This is a genomic window from Streptomyces sp. NPDC006923 (assembly GCF_040635655.1).
Taxonomy (GTDB): Bacteria; Actinomycetota; Actinomycetes; order Streptomycetales; family Streptomycetaceae; genus Streptomyces.
On the sequence record NZ_JBEYIF010000003.1, the window covers coordinates 389,419 to 410,720 of the forward strand.

The 21,302-nt window shown below is 70.8% G+C and carries 16 protein-coding genes; 9 read left to right on the top strand and 7 right to left on the bottom strand.

The features are described from left to right. Positions 1-135: 135 nt before the first annotated feature. Genes ABZ707_RS07690 through ABZ707_RS07710 form a run of 5 tightly spaced genes read left to right on the top strand, consistent with a single transcriptional unit; the run spans position 136 to position 6,491 of the window. Positions 136-1,539 carry an aldehyde dehydrogenase family protein gene (locus tag ABZ707_RS07690; protein ID WP_360169408.1) on the top strand — a complete coding sequence of 468 codons (1,404 nt, stop codon included), beginning with the start codon at positions 136-138 and terminating at the stop codon, positions 1,537-1,539. Further along, entirely contained in the window at positions 1,536-3,056 is a 1,521-nt protein-coding gene (locus ABZ707_RS07695) for a sugar ABC transporter ATP-binding protein (RefSeq protein ID WP_360169411.1), read from the top strand. Before ABZ707_RS07690 ends, ABZ707_RS07695 begins: the two co-directional genes overlap by 4 nt. Beyond that, on the top strand, positions 3,053-4,099 hold the full coding sequence (locus ABZ707_RS07700) for an ABC transporter permease (RefSeq protein WP_360169414.1): 1,047 nt from the start codon (positions 3,053-3,055) through the stop codon (positions 4,097-4,099). The genes ABZ707_RS07695 and ABZ707_RS07700 overlap by 4 nt, the downstream gene beginning before the upstream one ends. 2 nt (positions 4,100-4,101) lie before the next feature. Continuing rightward, positions 4,102-5,058, top strand: a complete 957-nt coding sequence (locus ABZ707_RS07705) for a substrate-binding domain-containing protein (protein ID WP_360169417.1) — start codon at positions 4,102-4,104, stop codon at positions 5,056-5,058. 14 nt (positions 5,059-5,072) lie between these two features. Further along, positions 5,073-6,491: a mucin-5B gene (locus ABZ707_RS07710; RefSeq protein ID WP_360169420.1), complete on the top strand. Its 1,419-nt coding sequence runs from the start codon at positions 5,073-5,075 to the stop codon at positions 6,489-6,491. Between the two features lie 300 nt (positions 6,492-6,791). On the opposite strand, the gene ABZ707_RS07715 is transcribed toward ABZ707_RS07710, so the two are convergent. From ABZ707_RS07715 to ABZ707_RS07725, 3 genes are read right to left on the bottom strand one after another with little or no spacing between them, the layout of a single operon-like run. Then, entirely contained in the window at positions 6,792-8,129 is a 1,338-nt protein-coding gene (locus ABZ707_RS07715; protein ID WP_360169423.1) for an FAD-dependent oxidoreductase, read from the bottom strand. Continuing rightward, a complete protein-coding gene (locus ABZ707_RS07720; RefSeq protein WP_360169426.1) occupies positions 8,126-9,559 on the bottom strand; it encodes an FAD-dependent oxidoreductase in 1,434 nt (477 codons plus the stop codon). The genes ABZ707_RS07715 and ABZ707_RS07720 overlap by 4 nt, the downstream gene beginning before the upstream one ends. Next, positions 9,556-11,067: an FGGY family carbohydrate kinase gene (locus ABZ707_RS07725; protein WP_360169429.1), complete on the bottom strand. Its 1,512-nt coding sequence runs from the start codon at positions 11,065-11,067 to the stop codon at positions 9,556-9,558. The genes ABZ707_RS07720 and ABZ707_RS07725 overlap by 4 nt, the downstream gene beginning before the upstream one ends. A 575-nt stretch (positions 11,068-11,642) precedes the next feature. Here ABZ707_RS07725 and ABZ707_RS07730 point away from each other — a divergent pair. Both ABZ707_RS07730 and ABZ707_RS07735 read left to right on the top strand, forming a co-directional pair. Next, the gene (locus ABZ707_RS07730) at positions 11,643-12,650 is read left to right on the top strand and encodes a hypothetical protein (RefSeq protein ID WP_360169432.1); all 1,008 of its coding nucleotides are present in this window, start codon (positions 11,643-11,645) and stop codon (positions 12,648-12,650) included. Between the two features lie 65 nt (positions 12,651-12,715). Further along, the gene (locus ABZ707_RS07735) at positions 12,716-14,245 is read left to right on the top strand and encodes an amino acid permease (protein WP_360169435.1); all 1,530 of its coding nucleotides are present in this window, start codon (positions 12,716-12,718) and stop codon (positions 14,243-14,245) included. Between the two features lie 83 nt (positions 14,246-14,328). Here the strand turns inward: ABZ707_RS07735 and ABZ707_RS07740 are convergent, their stop codons facing one another. From ABZ707_RS07740 to ABZ707_RS07750, 3 genes are all read right to left on the bottom strand, one after another. Next, positions 14,329-15,312 (bottom strand): glycoside hydrolase family 75 protein, encoded by a 984-nt coding sequence (locus tag ABZ707_RS07740; RefSeq protein ID WP_360169438.1) that lies wholly within the window; start codon positions 15,310-15,312, stop codon positions 14,329-14,331. Between the two features lie 30 nt (positions 15,313-15,342). Then, complete coding sequence (locus tag ABZ707_RS07745) at positions 15,343-15,837, bottom strand: NUDIX domain-containing protein (protein WP_360169441.1); 495 nt, start codon at positions 15,835-15,837, stop codon at positions 15,343-15,345. A gap of 397 nt (positions 15,838-16,234) precedes the next feature. Further along, positions 16,235-18,427, bottom strand: a complete 2,193-nt coding sequence (locus ABZ707_RS07750; RefSeq protein ID WP_360169444.1) for a discoidin domain-containing protein — start codon at positions 18,425-18,427, stop codon at positions 16,235-16,237. A gap of 342 nt (positions 18,428-18,769) precedes the next feature. Here ABZ707_RS07750 and ABZ707_RS07755 point away from each other — a divergent pair, with 342 nt between their 5' ends. Both ABZ707_RS07755 and ABZ707_RS07760 read left to right on the top strand, forming a co-directional pair. Beyond that, the gene (locus tag ABZ707_RS07755; protein ID WP_360169447.1) at positions 18,770-19,528 is read left to right on the top strand and encodes an SDR family oxidoreductase; all 759 of its coding nucleotides are present in this window, start codon (positions 18,770-18,772) and stop codon (positions 19,526-19,528) included. A 78-nt stretch (positions 19,529-19,606) separates the two neighbouring features. Beyond that, positions 19,607-20,503, top strand: coding sequence for an SDR family NAD(P)-dependent oxidoreductase (locus ABZ707_RS07760; protein WP_360169450.1), 897 nt, complete (start codon positions 19,607-19,609; stop codon positions 20,501-20,503). Positions 20,504-20,551: 48 nt separating this feature from the next. Here ABZ707_RS07760 and ABZ707_RS07765 read toward each other — a convergent pair whose 3' ends face one another. Next, positions 20,552-21,301 carry a TetR/AcrR family transcriptional regulator gene (locus ABZ707_RS07765; protein ID WP_360169453.1) on the bottom strand — a complete coding sequence of 250 codons (750 nt, stop codon included), beginning with the start codon at positions 21,299-21,301 and terminating at the stop codon, positions 20,552-20,554. Position 21,302 lies beyond the last annotated feature (1 nt).

A 21,302-nucleotide genomic window follows, 5' to 3' on the forward strand; every position in this document is an offset into this window, starting at 1 on the left:
CCGGCCGATGACCTTGCGCCAATGGTCGAGCCATTTTGTTAGATGTGTTGACGAATTGATGGGGGTGCGCCAGCATCGCAGCACTTTCCGCAGAGCCGACCGCATCTGCCAAGGCCCGTACAGGGAGAGCGACGCATGTCGACCCGTACCGCACCGCTGTCCGTACACAATCCGGGAACAGGCGAACGTCTCGGAGAAGTCGAGGACTTCACCTCAGAACGATTAACGGCGGCCCTCGCCGCCGCGGCGCGCGGGCAGCGCGCCATGGCCGCACTGCCCGCCCATGAACGCACCCAACTGCTCCTGCGCACCGCCGACTTGATCGAAGCCGAGGCCGATGACCTGGCCCGGCTGCTCGCCGCCGAGAACGGCAAACCCCTCTTCCAGACCGTCGAGGAGATCGGCGCGGCCGTACGGATCTTCCGGGGCTTCGCCGGCGAGGCGACCCGGCTGTTCGGACGGCAGATCCCCCTGGGCGCCGTCCCGGGTCTGGAGCGCCACCTCGCCGTCACCGTCCGGGAGCCACTCGGCCCGGTCGCCGCGCTGGTGCCCTTCAACTACCCGGTCGAGCTGTACGCCCACAAGGCCGCCGCCGCGCTCGCCGCGGGCAACGCCGTCCTCGTCCACCCGCCGGTGCGCTGCCCGCTCACCCTGGTGCGCATCGGCGAGCTGGTCGAACGGGCGGGCGCGCCCGAGGGCGCTCACCAACTGCTCACCGGCGGTGTCCAGGTCTCCCAGGAGCTTGCCGCCCGCCCCGGCGCCGCCGCCGTCAGCCTCACCGGCAGTACGTTCGCGGGACGGGAGATCGCCCGCCGCGCGGCCGACACCCTCAAGAAGGTGCACCTGGAGCTCGGCGGCAACGACGCGCTGATCGTCTGCGACGACGCCGATGTGGAAGAGGCCGCACTCGCCGTGGTCCTCGGCCGCCTCGCCCGGGGCAACGGCCAGATCTGCTGCGCGGTGAAGCGGGTGTACGTCCAGGACGGGGTGCACGACGCCTTTGTGGACGCCCTGCTCGCCGGCGCGGCCAAGCTGACCGTGGGCGACCAGCTCGCGGACGGCACCGATGTGGGCCCGCTGATCAGCGAGGAGGCCGCGCAGCGGGTCGAGGCCGCCGTCTCCGCCCTGGTCGCGGACGGCGCCCGCAAGGCGGCCGGCGGAGCCCGGCGCGGTGCCTTCAGCGATCCCGCCGTCCTGGTCGACGTACCGCCGGACAGTCCGGCGCTCGCCGAGGAGATCTTCGGCCCGGTGGCGCCCGTCGCCCGGTTCACCGATCCGCTGGACGCCGTACGGATGGCCAACGAGTCCCCCTACGGACTCCAGGCGGCCGTCTTCACCCGGGACATCCAGCGCGCCTTCGCCCTCGCCAACCGGCTCGACGTCGGCGGCGTGGTCATCAACGGCTCCACCGCGCTGCGCGCCGAGAACCTGCCCTTCGGCGGTCCCGGCGACACCGGCGGCGCCGCGGAGGGCCTGCACGACACGGCCCTGGAGTTCACCCGGCAGAAGACCATTGTGGTGATGGAGGCGTTCGGGTGAGCGTGACGACCCGGACGGCTCTGGAGATCCGCGGCGTGCGCAAGGCATACGGTCCCACCGAGGTGCTGCACGGCGTGGATCTCAGGGGCCGGGCCGGTGAGGTGCTCGCCGTGGTCGGCGCCAACGGGGCGGGCAAGTCCACGCTGATCAAGATCCTGGCGGGCGCCGAGCGGATGAGCGCCGGTGAGCTGTGGCTCGACGGCAGGCGCGTCGAGCTGCGCTCGCCCCACGACGCCCATGTCCACGGCATCCGCACCGTGCACCAGGAACTGACCCTCGTCCCCGAGCTTTCCGTCACCGAGAACCTCCTCATGGGCCACTTCCCGCGGCGCTTCGGCGGGCTCATCGACTGGCGCGCGGCCCATGCCCGCGCCCGCGACCTGCTGGAGTCCATCGGCTACGGCGCCATCGACCCGCGCACCAGGGCGGGCCGGCTCACCGTCGCCAGACAGCAGATGGTGGAGATCGCCAAGGCCCTGGTGACCGAGGGCGGCGAGCCGAGGGTGCTCGTCCTCGACGAGCCGTCCGCCGTACTCGCCGGCAGCGATCTGGAGGCGCTCTTCGCCCTGATCCGCCGACTGCGGGAGCGCGGTGTGCTCATCGTGTACGTCTCGCACCGGCTGGCTGAGGTGACCGAACTGGCCACCTCGATCGTGGTGATCAAGGACGGCCGAGTGGTCGCCGAGACGGCACCCGACCGCACCGACGAGAACGAACTCATCCGGCTGATGGCGGGCCGGGGACCGGGACAGCTCTACCCCGGCCGGCGCCGGGACACCGGCGAGCCGCTGCTCACCGTCGCCGGGCTGAACCGGCCCGGCGAGTTCCGGGACATCTCGTTCACTCTGCGGGCCGGTGAGATCACCGGCCTGTTCGGTCTGGTCGGATCGGGCCGCAGTGAGCTGGCGCGCTGCGTCTTCGGAGCCGAGCCCGCACGCTCCGGCAGTGTCAGAGCGGCCGGCAGCGAGACCGAACGCTTCCGCTCCCCGCGTGAGGCGATCGCCGCCGGACTCGCTCTGGTCACCGAGGACCGCAAGCGCACCGGGCTGGTGCTCGGGCTGACCACCGCGGAGAACATCGGCCTCGCCACGCTCCGCACCGCCACCCGGGGACCACTGCTGGACACGGGCAGACGGCGGCGTGATGTCGCGGCCATGGTCGAACGGCTGGACATCCGTCCCGCGCACTCCGCGAAGCTCCCCGTCCGCGCCCTCAGCGGTGGCAACCAGCAGAAGGCCGTGCTCGCCAAGTGGCTGCTCACCGGGGCGCGGGTGCTGCTCTTGGACGAGCCCACCCGGGGTGTGGACATGGCCACCCGCGCCGAGATCTACCGGATGCTCGACGAACTCGCCCGCGGCGGAATGGCCGTCCTGCTCATCTCCTCGGACCTCACCGAGGTGCTGGGAGCCACCGACCGGGTGCTGGTGATGCGTGAGGGCCGTATCACCGCGGACCTCCCTTCGGACCGTACGACCGAGGACACCGTCCTCGCCCACGCGATCGGACACGCCGCATGACCGAACAGCTCACCAAAGCCGCGGAGCAGGGGAATCCGGGCGAGGCCGCCACGTCGCGCCGGAGGCTGCCTAGGCTGATCGTGGCCGGGCGCGATCTCACCGTGGAGGCCGGGCTCGCCGCGCTGCTGATCGCCTTTGTCGCGGTCGCCGGGTCCACCACCGACGCCTTCCTCACCGAGGGCAACATCACCAATCTGCTCAAACAGATGGTCACCACGGGCCTGCTGGCCTTCGGGATGCTCACCGTCATCCTCACCGGAGGCATCGATCTCTCGGTCGGTTCGGTGGTCGCCTTCTCCGGCATCCTGGCCGCCGGACTGTCGGCGGGACTGCCCGTACCCCTCGCGATGCTGATCGGTCTGGCCTCCGGAATGGCCTTCGGGCTTGTCAACGGCGCGCTGGTGGCACGCTTCGGGCTGGCGCCGTTCGTGGTGACACTGGCCGCGCTCACCACCATCCGGGGCCTGGCCTTCGTCTACTCCGAGACGCCCGTCGCACCGGAGAAGGAGGGCTTCTTCGAGCTCGGCTCGGCCGCGCTCGGCCCGCTGCCCGTCTCCACACTGATCATGCTGGGGGTCTTCCTGGCGGGCGGCGTCTTCCTGAGCCGTACGCCGTCGGGCCGGTCGCTGGTGGCGATCGGCGGCAGCGCGGAAACGGTACGACTGGCGGGCATCGGCGTCCGCCGTCATATCGTGCTCGCCTATACGATCAGCGGCGCCTGCGCGGGGCTCGCCGGAGTCATCCTCGCCAGCCGGGTCGGTATCGCCCAGCCCAGCGTGGGCACCGCCTTCGAGCTCGACGCGATCGCGGCCTGCGTGATCGGCGGGGCCAGTCTGGCCGGCGGCAAGGGATCCGTACGGGCCACCTTCGCCGGGGTGCTCGTCCTGGCGCTGATCAACAACCTGCTGAACCTCTACGACGTGCAGAGCTTCTGGCAGCAGGTGCTCAAGGGCCTGATCATCGTCGCCGTCATCCTCGTCCAGCGCACCGGTCTGTCCCGTCCGGCCGGCGCACCGAACCCCGGAAAGGCACAGTTGTCATGATCATGAAAAAAGCGTCGGGTGTGCTGGTGGCCGGAGCCCTCACCGCGGTCCTCGCCGGCTGCTCCTCCGACGGCGGCAGTGAGGGCGACGGCTCGTACACCATCGGCGTCGCCAACTTCACGCTCAGCGGGCCCTACTTCAACGGTATGGACCGGGCCATCAAGGCGCGGGCGGAGAAGAAGGGCGTGGAGATCGTCAGTACGGACGCGGGCGGCGACGCGGCCAAGCTCGCCTCCAATGTCGAGGACCTGCTGAGCAAGGACGTCGACGCGGTGATCGTCTCGGGCGGCCCGCTGGAGTCCGCGCCCGCGGTCCTCAACTCGATCAGGGCGGCGGACAAGCCGGCCGTGCTGGTCGACCGTAAATTCCGCAGCGGCACCTACAGCAGCTGGATCGGACCGGACAACGAGGCGATCGGCAAGCAGAACGGCGAGTTCCTGGTGCAGCGCCTTCCCGAGGGCGGCACCGTCGCCCTCGTCAAGGGCGGCCCCGCCGACAACAGCATCGGCCAGGCCCGCACCAACGGAGTGAAGGCCGCGCTGGGGAAGGCACCCGGCATCAAGCTCGTCGAGGCCCCGGACTTCGGCAACTGGAGTTCTGACGGCGGACTCACCGTGATGGAGAGCCTGCTCGCCTCCCACGCCGACATCGACGCCGTCTTCTGCGAGAACGACGCCATGTGCCTGGGTGCCCAGCGCGCGATCAAGGACGCGGGACGCGACGACACGATCGTGCTGGCGGGCGTCGACGGACAGGCAGAAGCGCTCAAGGCGATCCTGGACGGCACCAACTACCTGGTCACAGGGCTCAACGACGCCGATGTGATCGGCAGTCTCGGCCTGGACAGGACCGTGGACATCCTCGACGGCAAGAAGACCGAGAAGGACACGGTCGTCCCCTCACCACGTGTCACCAAGGAGAACGCGGAGAAGTACTACGACCCGGAGGGCAACTTCTGATGACCCGCACCCCCATGAGCCGCCCCCGTGCGCGGCTGCGGAGAAAACACCACTACGCGCTGGCGGCCCTCGTCTGCGGCGCTCTCGTCGCACCGCTCTCGCTCGGCACCGCGTCCGCGGCGCCGGACGACCGGCCGGCGGCCAACAAGCCGAAGGCGCCGACCTGGCAGTTACTGCACTCCGAGAACTTCGCCAAGCCGCTCGACCCCGGCCGCACGCCCTGGACACGCGAGACCTACAGCCGGCCGTTCGACACGATCATGGACGACAACGGCAAGTGGTACCGCAACGACTACGGGCCCGCCTGGGACACCGCCTTCAACTCCTTCGCCACCTACCGCAAGGAGTTCAAGGTCGGTGACGGCGGCTGGCTCACCGCCTCGCTGTCGGCCCGGGACTGGAACAAGGACGGCCGGATCGAGAAGGCGCCGTCCATCACCAACGGCAGGGCGGGCGGCAAGACCGTCGCCCAGCTCAAGGTCCCCGACCACACCGGCGGCGCCATCTTCCGCCCCACCCGGCAACTCCCCGACCAGTACCGCATCGAATACCGCCTCAAGACCCTCGACTTCGGCGGAAAACGCAACGGAACCATCGACTACGACAACCGGATCAACGGCTACAGCAAGGACGGCTGCAAGACCCAGCACCCCTGGGGCGAGGGCTCCAACAGTCCGGGCTGGGAGGGTGACGCCTCGGCCCCGTACTGCGAGTGGCAGGACGTACGCGAGGGCAACTACGGGTACAACGGCTTCCACTACCTGTCGATCGTCGACTTCGCGAACCCGGCGCCGCGCAACAACCACTTCTGGCACTACCGCCGCAAGGTGCTCATGGACTCCTTCGCCCAGCACCCCGACCGCGTCGGGACGGGCACCGGCGGGCGAGTCTGCGACTCGGGCACAAACTCGTACTACAACTACCGGGACAGCAGCTTCAACACGGTCAACATGTGGATCAGCGGCCTGCCCAACTGGACCCCGGGCAAGGGCGGTCTGGCCGGCAACTCGCAATGGTTCATGACCAGTTGCTCGGGCGGCGTGGCCGAACAGCAGCTCTCATCGGCGGCCGAGCTCCAGCCGGAACTGATGCCGGGCCAGGACTATGTCTTCGCCATCGAGCGCGACGCCACCGGCTACACGCTCGAAGCCAGCGGCAACTTCGCCCGCGCCGGCCAGAAGACCCTCCGCTTCCACCGGAACTTCGTCGTCGGCAACGACCCGATCTGGCACTACAACGTCAAACCGGGCGAGTACGACGGCCGCTTCAACAACACGCTCGTCCAGAACGACAACAACGGCAGCGCGCAGTGGCCCGACCAGTGGCCGGCGGGTTCGGCGTACCCGGACTCCTTCGTGATCGGTGACCTGTACACCAACGTGTACGAGGGAAGCGCGAGCCTGACGGACATCAAGCTGTACGTACCCAAGTAACGGGACGCGGCCCGCCGTGGCGCGGGGGGCGTGGTGCGGAGGGAGGGGGGCGTGCCGGGGTGGTGTTCCCGCGGTCCGGGCCAGTACTCCGGAACGACCCCGCACCCCCCGCCGGAGGCGCCCCGCGCCGAATGGAAAACCCGCGTGCATATCTCTCCCGGACGGGGGCACACGCACTGACGACCCGAGCTCGCGGCCTTCCCCCCCCTCAGCCGCACGAGCTCACCGGCCCCACCGGCCCACCCCCCCTGCCGGTGGGGCCGCCCCTTGCCCCGGCCATGTCCGCCGGGACCTCGCCGCTCAGTCCGCCGTGATCACCACCGGGCCCCCGCCCGGATCCGCCCTGTCGATCCAGTCCGCGGACGCGTACAGCGGCCGGTTCGGCACCGCGCCCCGGCGCAGCCGCTCGCGGTGCAGCACCCGGCCGTCCTGGCTGACGACCAGGACCGACAGCCGCCCCGCCGCACGGGCCGTCCGCAGGGTGAACCGGCCCAGCGGGGGCCGTGGGCCGCGCGGGTCGATCCGGTTCGGCGAGACCCAGCGCAGAGGCGCGTCGACCTCCACCGGCACCTGGCCGCCCGGCCACTCCCCGTCCGCCAGATACCGCAGCACCGGCCCGGCGACAAGCCGGCCCTCCCGGGCGGCGGTGCCGGCGGGCTCGACGGCGTGGATCAGGTTGCCGACCGCGAAGATCCCCGGGGCGGCCGTACGGAACGCGGTGTCGACCGCCGGGCCCCGGGTGCCCCGGTCCAGCGTGATACCGCCCAGCGCGGCCAGTTCCTGGTCGGGGATCCAGTCGCCGGTGAACACGACCGTGTCACAGGCGACGGTCGTGGTCCTGCCGTCGGTGTGGGTGAGCGCGAGGCCGGTGAGCCGGCCGCGCCCGAGCAGTTCGGTCACGGTCGTCCCGGTGAGCAGCGGGACATGGTGCCGCAGCCGGGTGGCCAGCCCGGACGCCAGGGAGGACTGGTGGCGCGCCTGGTCGGTGACCATCGCCGCGACCTCGACGCCCGCGCTGCGCAGGGTGCGCGCGGCGGAGTGGCTGACGGGTTCGGCGCCCACGACGACCGCCCGCCGGCCGATCCGCTGGTGGTGCAGATGGACTGCCTGCTGCAGCTCGCCGGTGGTGAAGACTCCGGCCGGTCTGGTGCCGGGCACCAGCCGTGCGCTGCGCGGGCGTTCACGCGCGCCGGTGGCGAGGACGACGGCCCCGGCGGTGATCCGTTCCAGGCCGTGCGCGCTGGTGGTGTCCAGGGCGAGCGGGCCCGGCGGCCCCTGGGGCCACCCGCCCCGGGCGGGGGCCCGCCACGACCGCGGCCCCGTGTCGCGCTGCCCCGCCCAGCCGGTGACGGAGACACCGGTGCGCACGACGGCGCCGGCCCCGGCCGCCAGGTCGCACCAGTGGCGGGCGTAGGCGGGGCCGCTCATCGGGCGCCGCAGCTCGCGCAGCCCGAAGCCGCCGTGGTAGCAGTGGCGCGGGACGCCCCCGGCCTGTTCCTCGCGGTCGACGACCTCGACCGTACCGGCGCCCGCCGCGGCGAGCCGGGCCGCCGCGGCCAGCCCGGCCGGGCCCGCGCCGATCACCAGGACATCGACGGTGCGTTCCCGCCGTCCTGCCGCGTTCGCTGTGGCGTTCATGGTCCGACCTCCGGCCGCGGGAACGGTTCGCCGCCGGGAGTGGCGGGCGGGAACAGGGCGCGTACGGCGGCGCCGCAGTAGAAGCCCTGGCACCGGCCGCCGCGGGCGCGGGTGCGCCGCCGCAGCCCTTCGGCCGAGCTGGGCGGGAGAGGGCCGGCGAGGGCGTCGCGGATCTCGCCGCGGGTGACCCGCTCGCAGTGGCAGACGATTTTCCCGTACTCGGGGTCGGCGGCGATCAGGTCGGCGCGCTCGTACGGGCGGGGAAACGCCTCGCCCAGATTCGGCATCCGTACCGGTGCGAGAGCGCGGGGTGTTCCCAGGTCCTGGCCGGCGGCGGCCAGGAGTTCCACGACATGGGCGGCGATCGCCATGGACGCGGTCAGTCCGGTGGAGCGGATGCCGCCGACGGTCACATATCGCTGTTCCGCGTGGCAGCGGATCCGGTAGTCGTCCTTGTCCGTGGCGGCGCGCAGTCCGGCGTAGACCGCGGTGACCTCCTCGTCGAGCAGCTCCGGCATGACGCGGCGGCCCTTGTCCCGCAGATACGCGAGCCCTGCCGCCGATGATCCGGTGGCCGTCTTGTCGTCGATGTCCTCCGCGGTCGGCCCGAGCATCACATTGCCGTACACCGTCGGCGCCACCAGCACGCCCTTGCCGAGCGCGGTCGGCACCGGCAGCAGGATGTGCCGGACGAGGCCGCGTGCCTGTTTGTCGAAGACCATGAGCTGGCCTCGTCGCGGAGTCACGGTGAAGTCGTGGTGGCCGAGCAGCCGGTCGATCTCGTCGGCGTGCAGACCGGCCGCGTTGATCAGCGTGTGCGCGCGCAACGGGCCGCGTGAGGTGACGAGGTGGTGCGGCTCCCCGCTCGCGGCCTTCTCCACCCGGCAGTTGAGATGCAGATCGGCTCCGCCCAGGACGGCCTGGGTGGCGTACGCGAGCGTTGTCGTCCAGGGGCAGATGATGCTCTCGCCGGGGACTTCGAGCGCGCCGAGCGCACCGGGCCCAAGGCGCGGCTCACGGGAGTACAGCTCGTCCGCGCCCAGCAGCCGTGTGTCGTGGCAGCCGTTGCGCTCGGCCTTCTCCACCAGCCCCGGCAGCGCGGCCAGTTGGCCGTCGTCCCAGGCGACCAGCAGGGCGCCGAGCGGCTCGACGGGGATGCCGGTCTCCTCGGCGTAGGCGGCCAGCCGCCGCTGTCCCTCCCGCACCAGCCGGGACTCCAGCGAACCGGGCACCGCGTCGAAACCGGTGTGCAGAATCGCCGTGTTGGCCTTCGACGTACCGTCGCCGACATCGTCGGAGGCATCCACGAGCGCGACGCGCGAGGGGTAGCGCGTCAGCTCCCGGGCGATGGCGGCGCCGACCACTCCGGCGCCGACGACCACGATGTCGTACACCTCGTCCGGCAGCGCTCCCGCGGTCGTGACAGTCATGGTGCTCCAGGTCGGCGGGGTGCGGTGGGCGGGGGAGTACGGTCGAGCAGCGCGGTCACGGCCGAGCGGAAGACGTCCAGCCGGGTGGCCGCCTCGTCCGCGCCGATCCGCGGTTCGTAGACCGCGGCGGGCTTCCACTCGGGGATCACCCGCCGGAGCGGCAGCTCCGGGGCGAGTCCCAGACGTGCGAGGGCGCCCACGCCGAGTGCGGTGACATCGGGCAGCGCCGAGACCTCCACGGGCCGTTGCAGCAGATCGGCCTGGGTCTGCATCAGCAGCGCCGAGCGGGTCAGACCGCCGTCCACCCGCAGGCTCGTCAGCGGCTCCCCGAGATCGGTGGCCACCGCGTCGGCCAGCTCGACGACCTGGGCGGCGATGCCTTCGCACAGCGCCCGCACCAGATGCCCGGCTCCGGTGTCCAGGCCCAGGCCGGTCACCGAGCCGCGCAGATCTCCGCGCCACCAGGGAGCCGCGAGCCCGGCGAGCGCCGGTACGAAGGTGACACCGCCGCTGTCCGGCACGGAGGAGCCGACCGGGTCGAGGTCGGCGGCCCCGGAGATCACTCCGAGATCGGTGAGCCAGCGCACCGCGGAGGCCGCCGTGTAGACCTGTCCGTCGAGGCAGTAGCTGGTACGGCCGTCGAGCCGCCAGGCGACACAGCTCACCAGCCCCGACGTCCCTCGGCGCGGCCGCTCGCCGGTCTGCGCGAGCAGGAACGCACCGGTGCCGTAGGTGCACTTCGCGGTGCCCGGTTCGGTCACGTCCTGGGCGAGCAGCGCGGCCTGCTGGTCGACGAGCAGCCCGGTCAGCGGGATCTCGTAGCCGAAGGCGGTGGTGGTGCCGACCGGCCCGGCGGCGTCGACGACACGGGGCAGCGCCTCGCCGGACAGTCCGAAGATCTCCAGGGCCGCCGGCGACCAGTCGACGCGGTCGAGGTCGAGGAGCTGGGTGCGTCCCGCGGTCGCGGCGTCCGTGACGAACGCGCCCGTCAACTGGTGGATCAGCCAGGAGTCGCTGGTGGTGACGGCGCCCTCGCGGGTCAGCCGGCGCCGGATCCAGGCCATCTTGGGCGCGGCGAAGTACGGGTCGAGGGGCAGCCCGGTCAGTTGGGTCAACCGCTCGTCGTGCGGGGCGAGTTCGGCGCACAGCGCCTCGGCGCGCCGGTCCTGCCACACGATCGCGTCGGTGAGCGGCGTACCCGTTTCCGGATCCCAGGCGAGGACCGTCTCGCCCTGGTTGGCCAGGCCGACGGCCGCGACCGGTTCTGCCGCGTCGGCGAGGGCCTGGCGTCCCGCTTCGAGGACGGAGGAGAGCAGCACGGCCGGATCGACCTCGACCAGTCCGCCGGAGCCGTACCGGGGCGGCGCCGGGGCCGATCCCGCGCCGATGACGCCGCGTTCGGGACAGATGACCAGCGCCTTGGTGGACGAGGTGCCCTGGTCGACAGCGAGCACCGGCCGGGCGGCCGGGCCGGTGAGGGAGGCGGAGGAGTGGTGGGCCGGCGGCATGTCCCGTTCTTCGGTCGCAGGGGCGGTGATCGATGTGCGAAAGCGTGGTGCAGGTCAGAGCGGGCGTCAAGGGTTCTCAGGGCCGTCTGTGGGCGCTCTGCCCGGCCCGCCGGAAATCGTCCGGACAGCCCGGTCCGGAGATGCGCAACCTTCTTTGATCAACGGAGAGTTGCGAAAGATCAGCAAAGTGTTCGAGTGACGACACTCCGGCCCCTACACTGATCGCCGAGCAGCGGCAGGGCGACCCCGACCGGTTCGCCTGTGGCTGCGGGCACGGCAGGTCCGTGTCTATGCGTGAGGAAAGCCGGATCGCTTCACCCCCCACCGTGCTAGAGGATCTATGACGACCACATTTTCACCCGGGCGGCGCCTCGGCCCGGGGCGTGTCGTGGAAGCGGCGCCGTCCGGAGCCGCGCGTCGCGAGGCCGCGGATCACTCTCGTACCTGCCGGGTCCGGACGGTGGCCGCCGGGCGCCGGCCGGTGCGGCGAGGCGCGCTCGCGGCCGGCGCCGGGACTGAGGCGGCGGCCCGGTGCTAGCTTCTCCCGCCCCGCTCCCGCCGACGGATCCGCGCTGATGGCGAACGATCATTTCCGTCCCGTCTACCATCCGGCGGGCCACGACAACGAACTGCGCGCCGCGGTCCAGGATCTGCGCACGGGCCGCTGGGTCTCGATGCGCAACCTCCTCGCGGAGACACCCGATTGGGCGCTGTGGACCCAGCGGACCCAGGTGCTCGCCGCGGTGGCCGCCGGTTCCGACGCCGTACAGGCATGGCGGGCCGAAGAGCCCCGCAGTGTCGCGGCGACCGTGATGCACACCCGTGTCCTGGTGGAGCGCGCCCTGCGCGCCCACCGCGACGGCCACCCCCGGACCCAGGAGCTGTGGCAGGGGGCGTGGGAGGCCTGCGGGAACGCCGCGCGGCACGCCCCGGCGGACCCGGTGCCCTGGGTGTGTCTGCTGGCCCTGTCCCAGCTCGACAGCCGCCAGCAACTGGAGGAGCACCGGCTGGCGCCGCCCGGGCCGATGCTGTTTCACGGACCGTGGGCCCTGCTGGCCGAGGCGGACAAGCGCGATCCGTACAACCGCGAGGCGTACCACCGCATGCTCCAGTTCGTGTACGCGCGGCGGGCCGACGGCTCCCTCTCCGAAGCGGTCAACTTCGTCCAGTGGGCGGCCTCTGCGGCGCCCGAGGGGTCGGCGCTGCATGTGCTGCCGCTGTTCGTCAGGGTGGAGCGCTACCGCCGGGAGAACGGTCACGAGAAGGCCCTCGACCTGCACTGGGTCACCGAGGACGCCACCAGGGACGCCCTGCGGGCCCTGGAGCTGTGGTTCGACCGGGCGCCGCTGCCCGCGGCGTCGCTGCTCGACCTCAACCATCTCGCGCACGCGCTGTGGGGCGCGCTCCAGTTCGACCAGGCGGCCCGGGTGTTCGAGGCCCTGGGGCCGTTCTACACCTCTCTGCCGTGGGCGTACCGCACCCGCAGCCCCGGGGACTCCGCACAGGCGGAGGAAGTGTTCCTCCGTGCCCGCAGCCGCTGTCTGGGCGCGGCCCGTGATCCGCGGAACGGGCCGTCCGGCTGAGCCGGAGCCCGCCGTACCGCACGCACCACCAGGCTCCGCAATGATTCCGACCGGAGGTACCTCCCATGTCCCTGTCCCCACCGGCCTGGTCGAAGGCCGATGCCACACCGCAGAAGGATGAGGAGCAGCGCCTGCGCGAACTGGGCTATCAGCCGGTCCTCGCACGCCGCATGGGAGGCTTCGGCAACTTCGCCATCAGCTTCTCCGTCATCTCCATCCTGTCCGGCTGTATGACGCTCTACGGCTTCGGCATGGGCGCCGGCGGACCCTCGGTGATGCTCTGGGGCTGGGCGGGTGTCGGTCTGTTCGTGCTCTGTGTGGGCATGGCGCTCGCGGAGGTCACCAGCGCCTATCCCACCTCCGGCGCCCTCTACTACATGGCGGACCGGCTGGGCGGCCGCAAGTGGGGCTGGTACACCGGCTGGCTGAACCTGCTGGGACTGCTGGGCGCGATCGCCGGTATCGACTACGGTGCCGCGCTGTTCACCGGGGCCTTTCTCAATCTGCAGTGGGGCTTCGAGCCCACACCCGGCTGGACCATGGTCATATTCATGTGCATCCTGCTGCTGCACGCCGTGCTGAACCTGTTCGGCGTACGGCTGGTGAGTGTGCTCAACTCGATCAGTGTCTGGTGGCATCTCGCCGGTGTCGCCGTCATCGTCGGCGCCCTGGCGATCGTGCCCGACCGCCACCAGTCACCGTCGTTCGTCTTCACCGAGTTCGTCAATGACACCGGCTGGGACAACCCGGTCTATGTCGCGGCCATCGGGCTGCTGCTGGCGCAGTACACCTTCTCCGGCTACGACGCGTCGGCGCATCTGTCCGAGGAGACCTCCAACGCCTCGGTCTCCGCGGCGCGCGGCATCGTGCGGGCCATCTGGGTCTCCTGGGTGGCCGGTTTTGTCCTGCTGGCCGGTCTCACCTTCGCGATCCAGGACTACGCGGGCACCCAGAACAGCGCCACGGGTGTACCGCCCGCGCAGATCCTGATCGACGCCCTCGGTACGAGCGGAGCCACGGTGCTGCTGCTCCTGGTGATCGTGGCCCAGCTCTTCTGCGGCAACGCCGAGGTGGCCGCCGCCAGCCGGATGGTTTTCGCCTTCAGCCGCGACAACGCCCTGCCGGGCTCCGCGCTGTGGCGGCGCGTCAGCAGCCGCACCCAGACCCCGGTGCCCGCGGTCTGGCTGTCGGTCGTCGTCGCGTGCCTGCTCGCCGTGCCCTCCCTCAAGTCCGCGACCGCCTACGGCGCGGTGACGGCCATCAACGTCATCGGGATCACACCCGCGTACGCCATCCCGATCTATCTGAAGCTGCGCGCCGGGAACCGCTTCGAGTCCGGCCCCTGGACCCTGGGCCGCTGGAGCAAGCCGATCGGCTGGATCGCCGTCGCGTGGGTGGCCCTCGTCACCGTGCTCTTCTGTCTGCCGCAGTCGAACCCGGTGACCGTCGACTCGATGAACTACGCGGTGATCGCCCTGGCCGTCGTGCTGGTTCTGGCGACGGTGTGGTGGTACGTCGCCCGTGGCTCGTACAGCACACCCAAGGCATACGGGAACGCCCGGGAGCAGTCGGAGATCTCCGAAGGAATCGTCTGACCGGCAGGCGGTCGGCGGCGGGCCCCGTCCTGGGCCCGCCGCCGACCGGGGCGTGTCAGGTCCCGCCCTCCGGGCGGACCGTGTCAGTTCTCGTCGACGAACTTCCGCGCCAGCTCGCTGCCGAGCTGCACAGCCGCGCTCTGGTCCTCGATGGGTGAGATCCCCGAGTCCTTGAACAGGATGTACGTCACCCCGGAGCTGGTGCCGCCCCGGTTGGGGTCGCCCGGGATCCCCAGAGCACGGGCCGTGGCGTACGAGGCCTCGCCGATGATCTCGGCCGGGCCCGTGTCGCCGACGACGCCGTACTGCACGTTGTCGCCGTGGATGACGGCCGCGAGCGTGCCGCCCCGAATGCCCGACGACGTGTGGTCCCAGATCGGACTCGGGTTCGGTACGACGACATACGGCAGTTCCTCCGACTTCAGCGGTCTGCCGTCGGCCTGCATATAGGCCGTCTGGAACTGGAACGAGCGATCGGTCGAGGGTCCGCACTGCGTGGTGACCTGGCCGTCGCAGTCGATGTCCATGTCGGCCTTCCAGAACACGGCGCCGTTCGCGTCGCAGACGGGGACCGTCGCCGGACTGCTCTCGTCGAGGCGGTACAGGCCGTCCGAGATCTGGTTGCACTGGCTGACCCTCGACAGCAGTTCCGCCGCGGTGACCACGCCCTCGCCACGGGGAAGCCCGCGGCCCGGGCCGTTCGCGGCGGGTGGGCCCGGTACTCCGTCCGGGGCGGAAGGACCCGGTGCCCCCGGTGAGGGCGGCGGGCCCGGTACGCCGTCCCGGGCCGGGGGACCCGGCACGCCGTTCGCGGCGGGTGGGCCGGGGACTCCGTCCGGGGTGGGCGGATCCAGCTCGCCCGTCCCGCCCTCCGGACCCGCCGCGCCCTGCCGGGAGGGCAGCGAGCCGGGAGGCGGCACCGCGCCGGGCGTCATCGGGGACGCCTTCGCGGGATCGGGCGGGGAGGGAGAGTGCGCGGCCAGCTGGGGAAGCACGACTGTGGGGAGGACCGACGCGACGAGCAGCGCCGTGCCGACGGCGACAAGAGTGTGGGTGCGAGGTTGCACGGGGAAATGCCTTTCCTGGACAGCGAGGCCCTAGCGGGCGGACGGAGGCTGACGGCGGTCCTCGCGTATGCACCGGCCCAGCCTGTCGAGGAACACCCGCTGCCCCGTCACCAGCGGCTCCACCGCGTCCTCCAGTGGGAACCAGGCGACCCGGTCCAGCTCCGGGAACTCACGCAGGACACCCGAGCCCCTCGGCCACTCCATGGTGAACGTGCCGAGTACGGCCCGTGCGGGGTCGAGATCTCCCTCGACGGCCCAGACTGTGACCGTCTTGCCGCCCCGCTGCCGGGACGCGCCGAGCGGTGTCCAGGGTCCCTCGGGCGGCGGCACACCCAGCTCCTCCTGGAACTCCCGGCGGGCCGCGGCCTCGGGCTGCTCCTCGGGGCCGTGCTCTCCCTTGGGAATCGACCAGGCGGCGGCGTGGCGGCCCGACCAGTACGGGCCGCCCATGTGTCCGAGCAGCACGTCGGCACCGGTGTCCGTGAACCGGTACAGAAGGAGCCCCGCGCTGTGTCTGGCCGACATGTCGTCAAGTCTGTTCGGGCGCCGGAGGCGTCGCCATTCGAACGCCGGGCCGAAACCGTGGCCCGGGACGCGACGGCTCCCGGCGTCTGAGCCATGAATGAGCGGGTCAGAGGCCCGAGGGGGCCGGCGGGGCAGCCCGGAAGATATCCGGACTGATCGTATGAATATTGCGCCTTCCGGGGGAATGCCAGGTGGTGGTCCGGAGGGCGGCCTCCGGCCCGGCTGACGTCCCGTATGCCTGACGGCGTGTGGGACTGACGAGCCGTGCGTCTGACGGTCCGCCGTCCTCCGGGGTGCCCCGGACGCGACAGGACCCGGCCTCGAATCGAGGCCGGGTCCCGCGTGGTGCTGACCGGATTATCCTTCGACCGGTTTCCCGGTCATCCGTTCACCTGCTTTACGGGAACGAGGTCACCGTCGACGGGATCGTCGAGGTGCCCGAGGTGGGCGATCCGGTGTTGTTGATCACATGGTTGTACTGGCCCATGCCGCCGAGGGAGACGACCAGCAGGTCGTGGAACTTGACACCGGGCTTGACCGGCGCCTGGAACCCGTGGTCCTGCTGGATGTTCGGGTCCGAGGTGTAGTTGCAGTAACTGCCCAGACCCCATCCCTCGTGAACGTTGACCGAATCCTCGACCTTGTAGGCGGCGTAACCCTTGATGTTGCCGTTCTGGATCGACGCCTGATTCGGCGCGTCGTACGCCTTCTCGTTCTGGAAGAAGATCGTCTTGCCGTTCTCACCGGCCCAGACGACGTCGTACTTGTTGAAGTGTTCGACGAAGAGGCCGGTGGCCAGAACGTCGTCACCGTTGACCCGGACACCGTAGTCGGCCCGGTTGGTCTCCCAGCCGACTCCCGCGCCGTGGTCGGCACGCCACACCCAGGTGTGGTCGATGATCGTGTCATCGCTGTTGATCACCATGCTGGTGGTGGCCTTGCCGGGGCCCGCGCCGCCGATCCTGACGAAGACGTCCTGAACGGTGGTCGGGTTCGCGGAGTGGTCCGTGGCCGCTCCCTGCGGGCCGACCTCCAGCAGCGTCGGAGAGTTCACCGGACCGGCGTCGATCAGGAAGCCGGCGAGCTTCACTCCGTCCACATCGGCCACCTTCATGGCCGTCACACCGTTGTCCGGGATGATCGTGGCGAGGCCGAGGCCCAGGACGACGGTGTTCGCACGCGTCACATTGATCGGCTGGTCGACGTGGTAAATGCCCGGGGTGAAGAGCAGGTTGAGGCCCTGGGCGAGTGCCGCGTTGATCGTCGCCGCGGTCGCGCCCGGCTTGACCACGTAGAACTGGTCGAGCGGCAGGGACTGGCCCTGCGGCGCGCCATTGCCCCAGGTGGTGCCGCGAGCGTTGGTGCGCTTGGCGGGAACGAACACCTTGTAGGCGTTGCCGTCCAGGTACAGGAACGGCTTCTCCCGCGAGACGGGCGTGGTGTTCAGCGTGGTGTACGGCGGGTTCGGGAAGCCCTGCGCGGGCGCACCCTCCACACCGGAGAACGTCATGTTCCAGACACCGTTGGTCCAGCCGCCGACGGAGCTGTCGCGGGTGTACCACTGCTGCTGCGAGTACGGTCCCACGGTGCCGTCGATCTTGCTGTCGGCGATGTAGCCGCCACTGGCCCAGCCGTAACCGTTGGGCGCCAGGTTGAGCCCGCCCTTGACGTGCATACGGCGGAACGGAGCCGCCTGCGCGACGGCCCAGCGGTTGGTGCCGCTGACCGGGTTGAGCGCGAGGTTCTCGGCGGAGCGCCAGAAGTTCTGGGTCGCGTTGCCGTTGAACCAGCCGGCGTCCACGGTCACGTCACCGTTGAAGGTGGTGTCGTCGGGCGAGAGCCCGAGACCCGAGATCGAGGTGTAGAAGCCGAGGTTCGCGTTGATGTTGTTGTACGTGCCGGGCTTGAACAGAAGCTGGTAGCGGCCGGTGCCGAACTGGTCCGACTCCTGCTGCTGGAAGATCTGGTCCAGCCTGCCCTGGATGTTCGGGGTCGACGGGTCGAAGACCAGGACGTTGGGACCGAGGTCACCGCCGCCCTGGATCGGGCCGCCGGGGTTGCCCGACGTGCCGCCGTACACCTGGAACTCCCAGAGGGAGTAGCCGTACTGGGTGGCGCGGGCGGTGCCGTACACCCGTACGTAGCGCGCGTTGCCCGAGACGTTGAGCGTCTCCGTGCCGCCGGGGCCCGTCGTCGTGGAATACGCCGTCGTCCAGCTCGTGCCATTGGTGGAGAACTCGATCCGGTACGCCTTGGCGTACGCGGTCTCCCAGCGCAGGACGACCTGGCTGACCGCGACCGTGGAGCCGAGGTCGACCTGGATCCACTGCGGATCGGCCGCGGCACTCGACCAGCGGGTGCCGTTGTCACCGTCGACGGCGCCGGTGGCGGGGGTCCCGCCGTTCTCCGTGCTGGAGGCGGTCACCGGCTTGCCCTGGGAAAGCAGGGTCGGCGCGGCCTGTGCGGTGGTGCTCGGTATGAGAAGCAGCAGGGAAGCGATCAGCGTGGCGGCGACCGAAGCGGCCAGTCCTCGTCTGCGCGCGGGTGAGGATCTCCGGAACACCGGCGAGGCGAGTGGTGGAGCGTGCATTGGCGTGTCTCCTGGGTCGTCAGACAACGGGCAGGCACAGCGGAAAGAAGCTGGAGAGCGCTCTCTCGGTAGAGGAGATGCTTCTCCCGTGTTTCGTACACGTCAAGAGTTGTGCACGAGCCCGCCGCACTTCGTTCGGTTGTGAACAACAAATAACCGGCGTGAAGTGGCTATTGTTAGTTTTTGTACCGTTTCTCGGGTAGGTCTCGTTTCAGGACCTGATGGCGGATGTGGGGGCCGGGTAGCGGCGCTACGAACGAGAGGTAGCGACGCTAACCGATTGGTGTTAGCGTTGCTTTCGGGGGCGCGGAGAGCGTGCCCCGACCAGAACGGAGCATCGTCATGGCTGAGAGCACCACGCAGAACACGACCGCCGCGCCCCGGGTGGCCATCGTCACGGGCGGCTCGCGGGGCATCGGCCGGCAGAGCGCCGAGCGGTTGGCCGCGGACGGCTTCGCGGTTGTCATCAACTACGCGGGAAACAAGGCGGAGGCCGACACGGCGGTCGAGGCCATCACCGCCGCGGGCGGCCGGGCCATCTCCGTCCGGGCCGACGTGGCCGACGAAACGGCTGTCGCCGCCCTCTTCGACACCGCCACGGAGACCTACGGCGGAGTCGACGTCGTCGTCCACGCCGCGGGCAGCATGACCCTGGCCCCGCTGGTCGACATCGACCTGGACGCCCTCGACCGAATGCACCGCACCAACATCCGCGGCACCTTCGTCGTCGACCAGCAGGCGGCCCGTCGGCTGCGCGAGGGCGGGGCGATCATCAACTTCTCCTCGTCCGTGCTGGCGCTGGCCCTTCCCGGTTACACCGCGTACGCCGCGACCAAGGGCGCGGTCGAGGCGATGACCCTGATCCTGGCCCGCGAGCTGCGCGGCCGGGACATCACGGTGAACGCGGTGGCCCCGGGCCCGACCGCGACCGCGCTGTTCCTGGACGGCAAGGACGAGGAGACCATCGCGCGGATGGCGGCCCAGCCGCCCCTGGAGCGCCTCGGTACGCCGGAGGACATCGCCGAGGTCGTCGCCTTCCTGGCGGGCCCCGCCCGCTGGGTCAACGGCCAGGTCGTGCGCGCCAACGGCGGCATCATCTGACCAGCGGTAGCCCCTCGCGCCCTGCCGTCCCGTTCCTCCTCACCGTCCCGTTCGCTGATTCGCTTTCAGGAGTTCCTCATGGGCAAGACCGTCGTCATCACCGGTGCGGGATCCGGCTTCGGGGCCCTGACGGCCCGTGCCCTGGCGCGGGCGGGCCACACCGTTTACGCGGGCATGCGTGACACCGCGGGCCGTAACGCGGCCCGCGTCACCGAGGCCGAGGGCTACGCCGCCGAGCACGGGGTGGATCTGCGCACCGTGGAACTCGACGTGCTGTCACAGGAGTCGGCCGACGCGGCGATCGCGACCGTACTCGACGAGCGGCCGACCCTCGATGTGCTGATACACAACGCCGGCCACATGGTGACCGGCCCGAGCGAGGCGTTCACCCCCGAAGAGATCGCCGCTGTCTACGACACCAATGTCCTCGGGACCCAGCGGGTCAACCGCGCCGCCCTGCCGCGGCTCCGCGCCCAGGAGAACGGACTGGTTCTCTGGGTCGGTTCCACCAGCACCAAGGGGGGCACCCCGCCCTACCTCGCCCCCTATTTCGCGGCCAAGGCCGCCATGGACGCCTTCGCCGTCAGCTACGCGGCCGAGCTGGCGCGCTTCAATATCGAGACCTCCATCGTCGTGCCAGGTTCCTTCACCTCGGGGACCAACCACTTCGTGACCGGAGGGCACCCCGCCGACGAGACCACCGTGAAGGTGTACGAGGGGCGGTACGCGGGACTGATGGACCAGGTCTCCCAGCGCCTCGCCGCACTGGCTCCGGCCGACGCCGATGTCCGTCAGGTGGCGGACGCCATTGTCCGGATCGTAGACACACCGCACGGGCAGCGGCCGTTCCGTGTCCATGTCGACCCGGTGGGCGACGGTTCGGAGGAGGTCAGCGACGCGGCCGATCGCGTCCGCGCCGCATTCCTCGGCCGCATCGGACTCGATGACCTCCTCGCCCCGCACACCCCGGTGTGACCCGAGGCGTCCGGCGACCCAGACGTCCGGCGGAAAGCGCGGAGGGGGTTACGACGGGCCCGCGTCCCGGGGCCCGTCCGACACCCGTTCCAGCCACTCGGTCATCAGCGCGGCCTCCGCCGTGCTGAGCCCGGGCGGCAGGGACCGGCGCAGCAGCGCTCCCAGGCGCGCCGCCACCGCCGGGGTCCCGGCGGCCGGATCGGTGGAGCGCGCCGATCCCTCGACGCCGCCGCCCGGCGTCCCGCCGTACATCGCCTCCGGAGTGAAGACGGCGGCGTGCACCGAGTCGCGCACCCGGCGGGACACATCGGGGTCGGTGAAGGTGGCGGGACGGGAGACAAGCATCAGGGCCACACCGACATTGGCCGACATGACCATCTGGGCGGCGACTTCGGGGGAGATCCGCAGCTTTCCCCGGGCGGCGGCCCGTTCCAGATCGCGGCGCAGGATCCGATGGGACTCCAGGGCCGAAGCGGGCGGCTTCCGCATCGAGGGCGAGTTCATCAGCCGGTACAGATTCGGATTCTTCAGCGCGAACTCGACATGACTGTCCCAGCCCTCGCGCAGATCCTCGATCGGATCGGCTCCCGGCTCGTGCGTCTGCTTGGTCGCCAGATAGCTGTCGAAGCCATGGTCGACGACGGCGGAGAGCAGCCCCTCCTTGTCGCCGAACTGCCGGTAGAGCACCGGTGCGCCGACCTGGGCCGCGTCGCAGACCGCGCGCGTGGAGATGTCACCGTTCGGTGATTTCGCCAGCAGGTCGGCGGCCACCTCCAGGATGCGGGTTCGCGTGCTCATA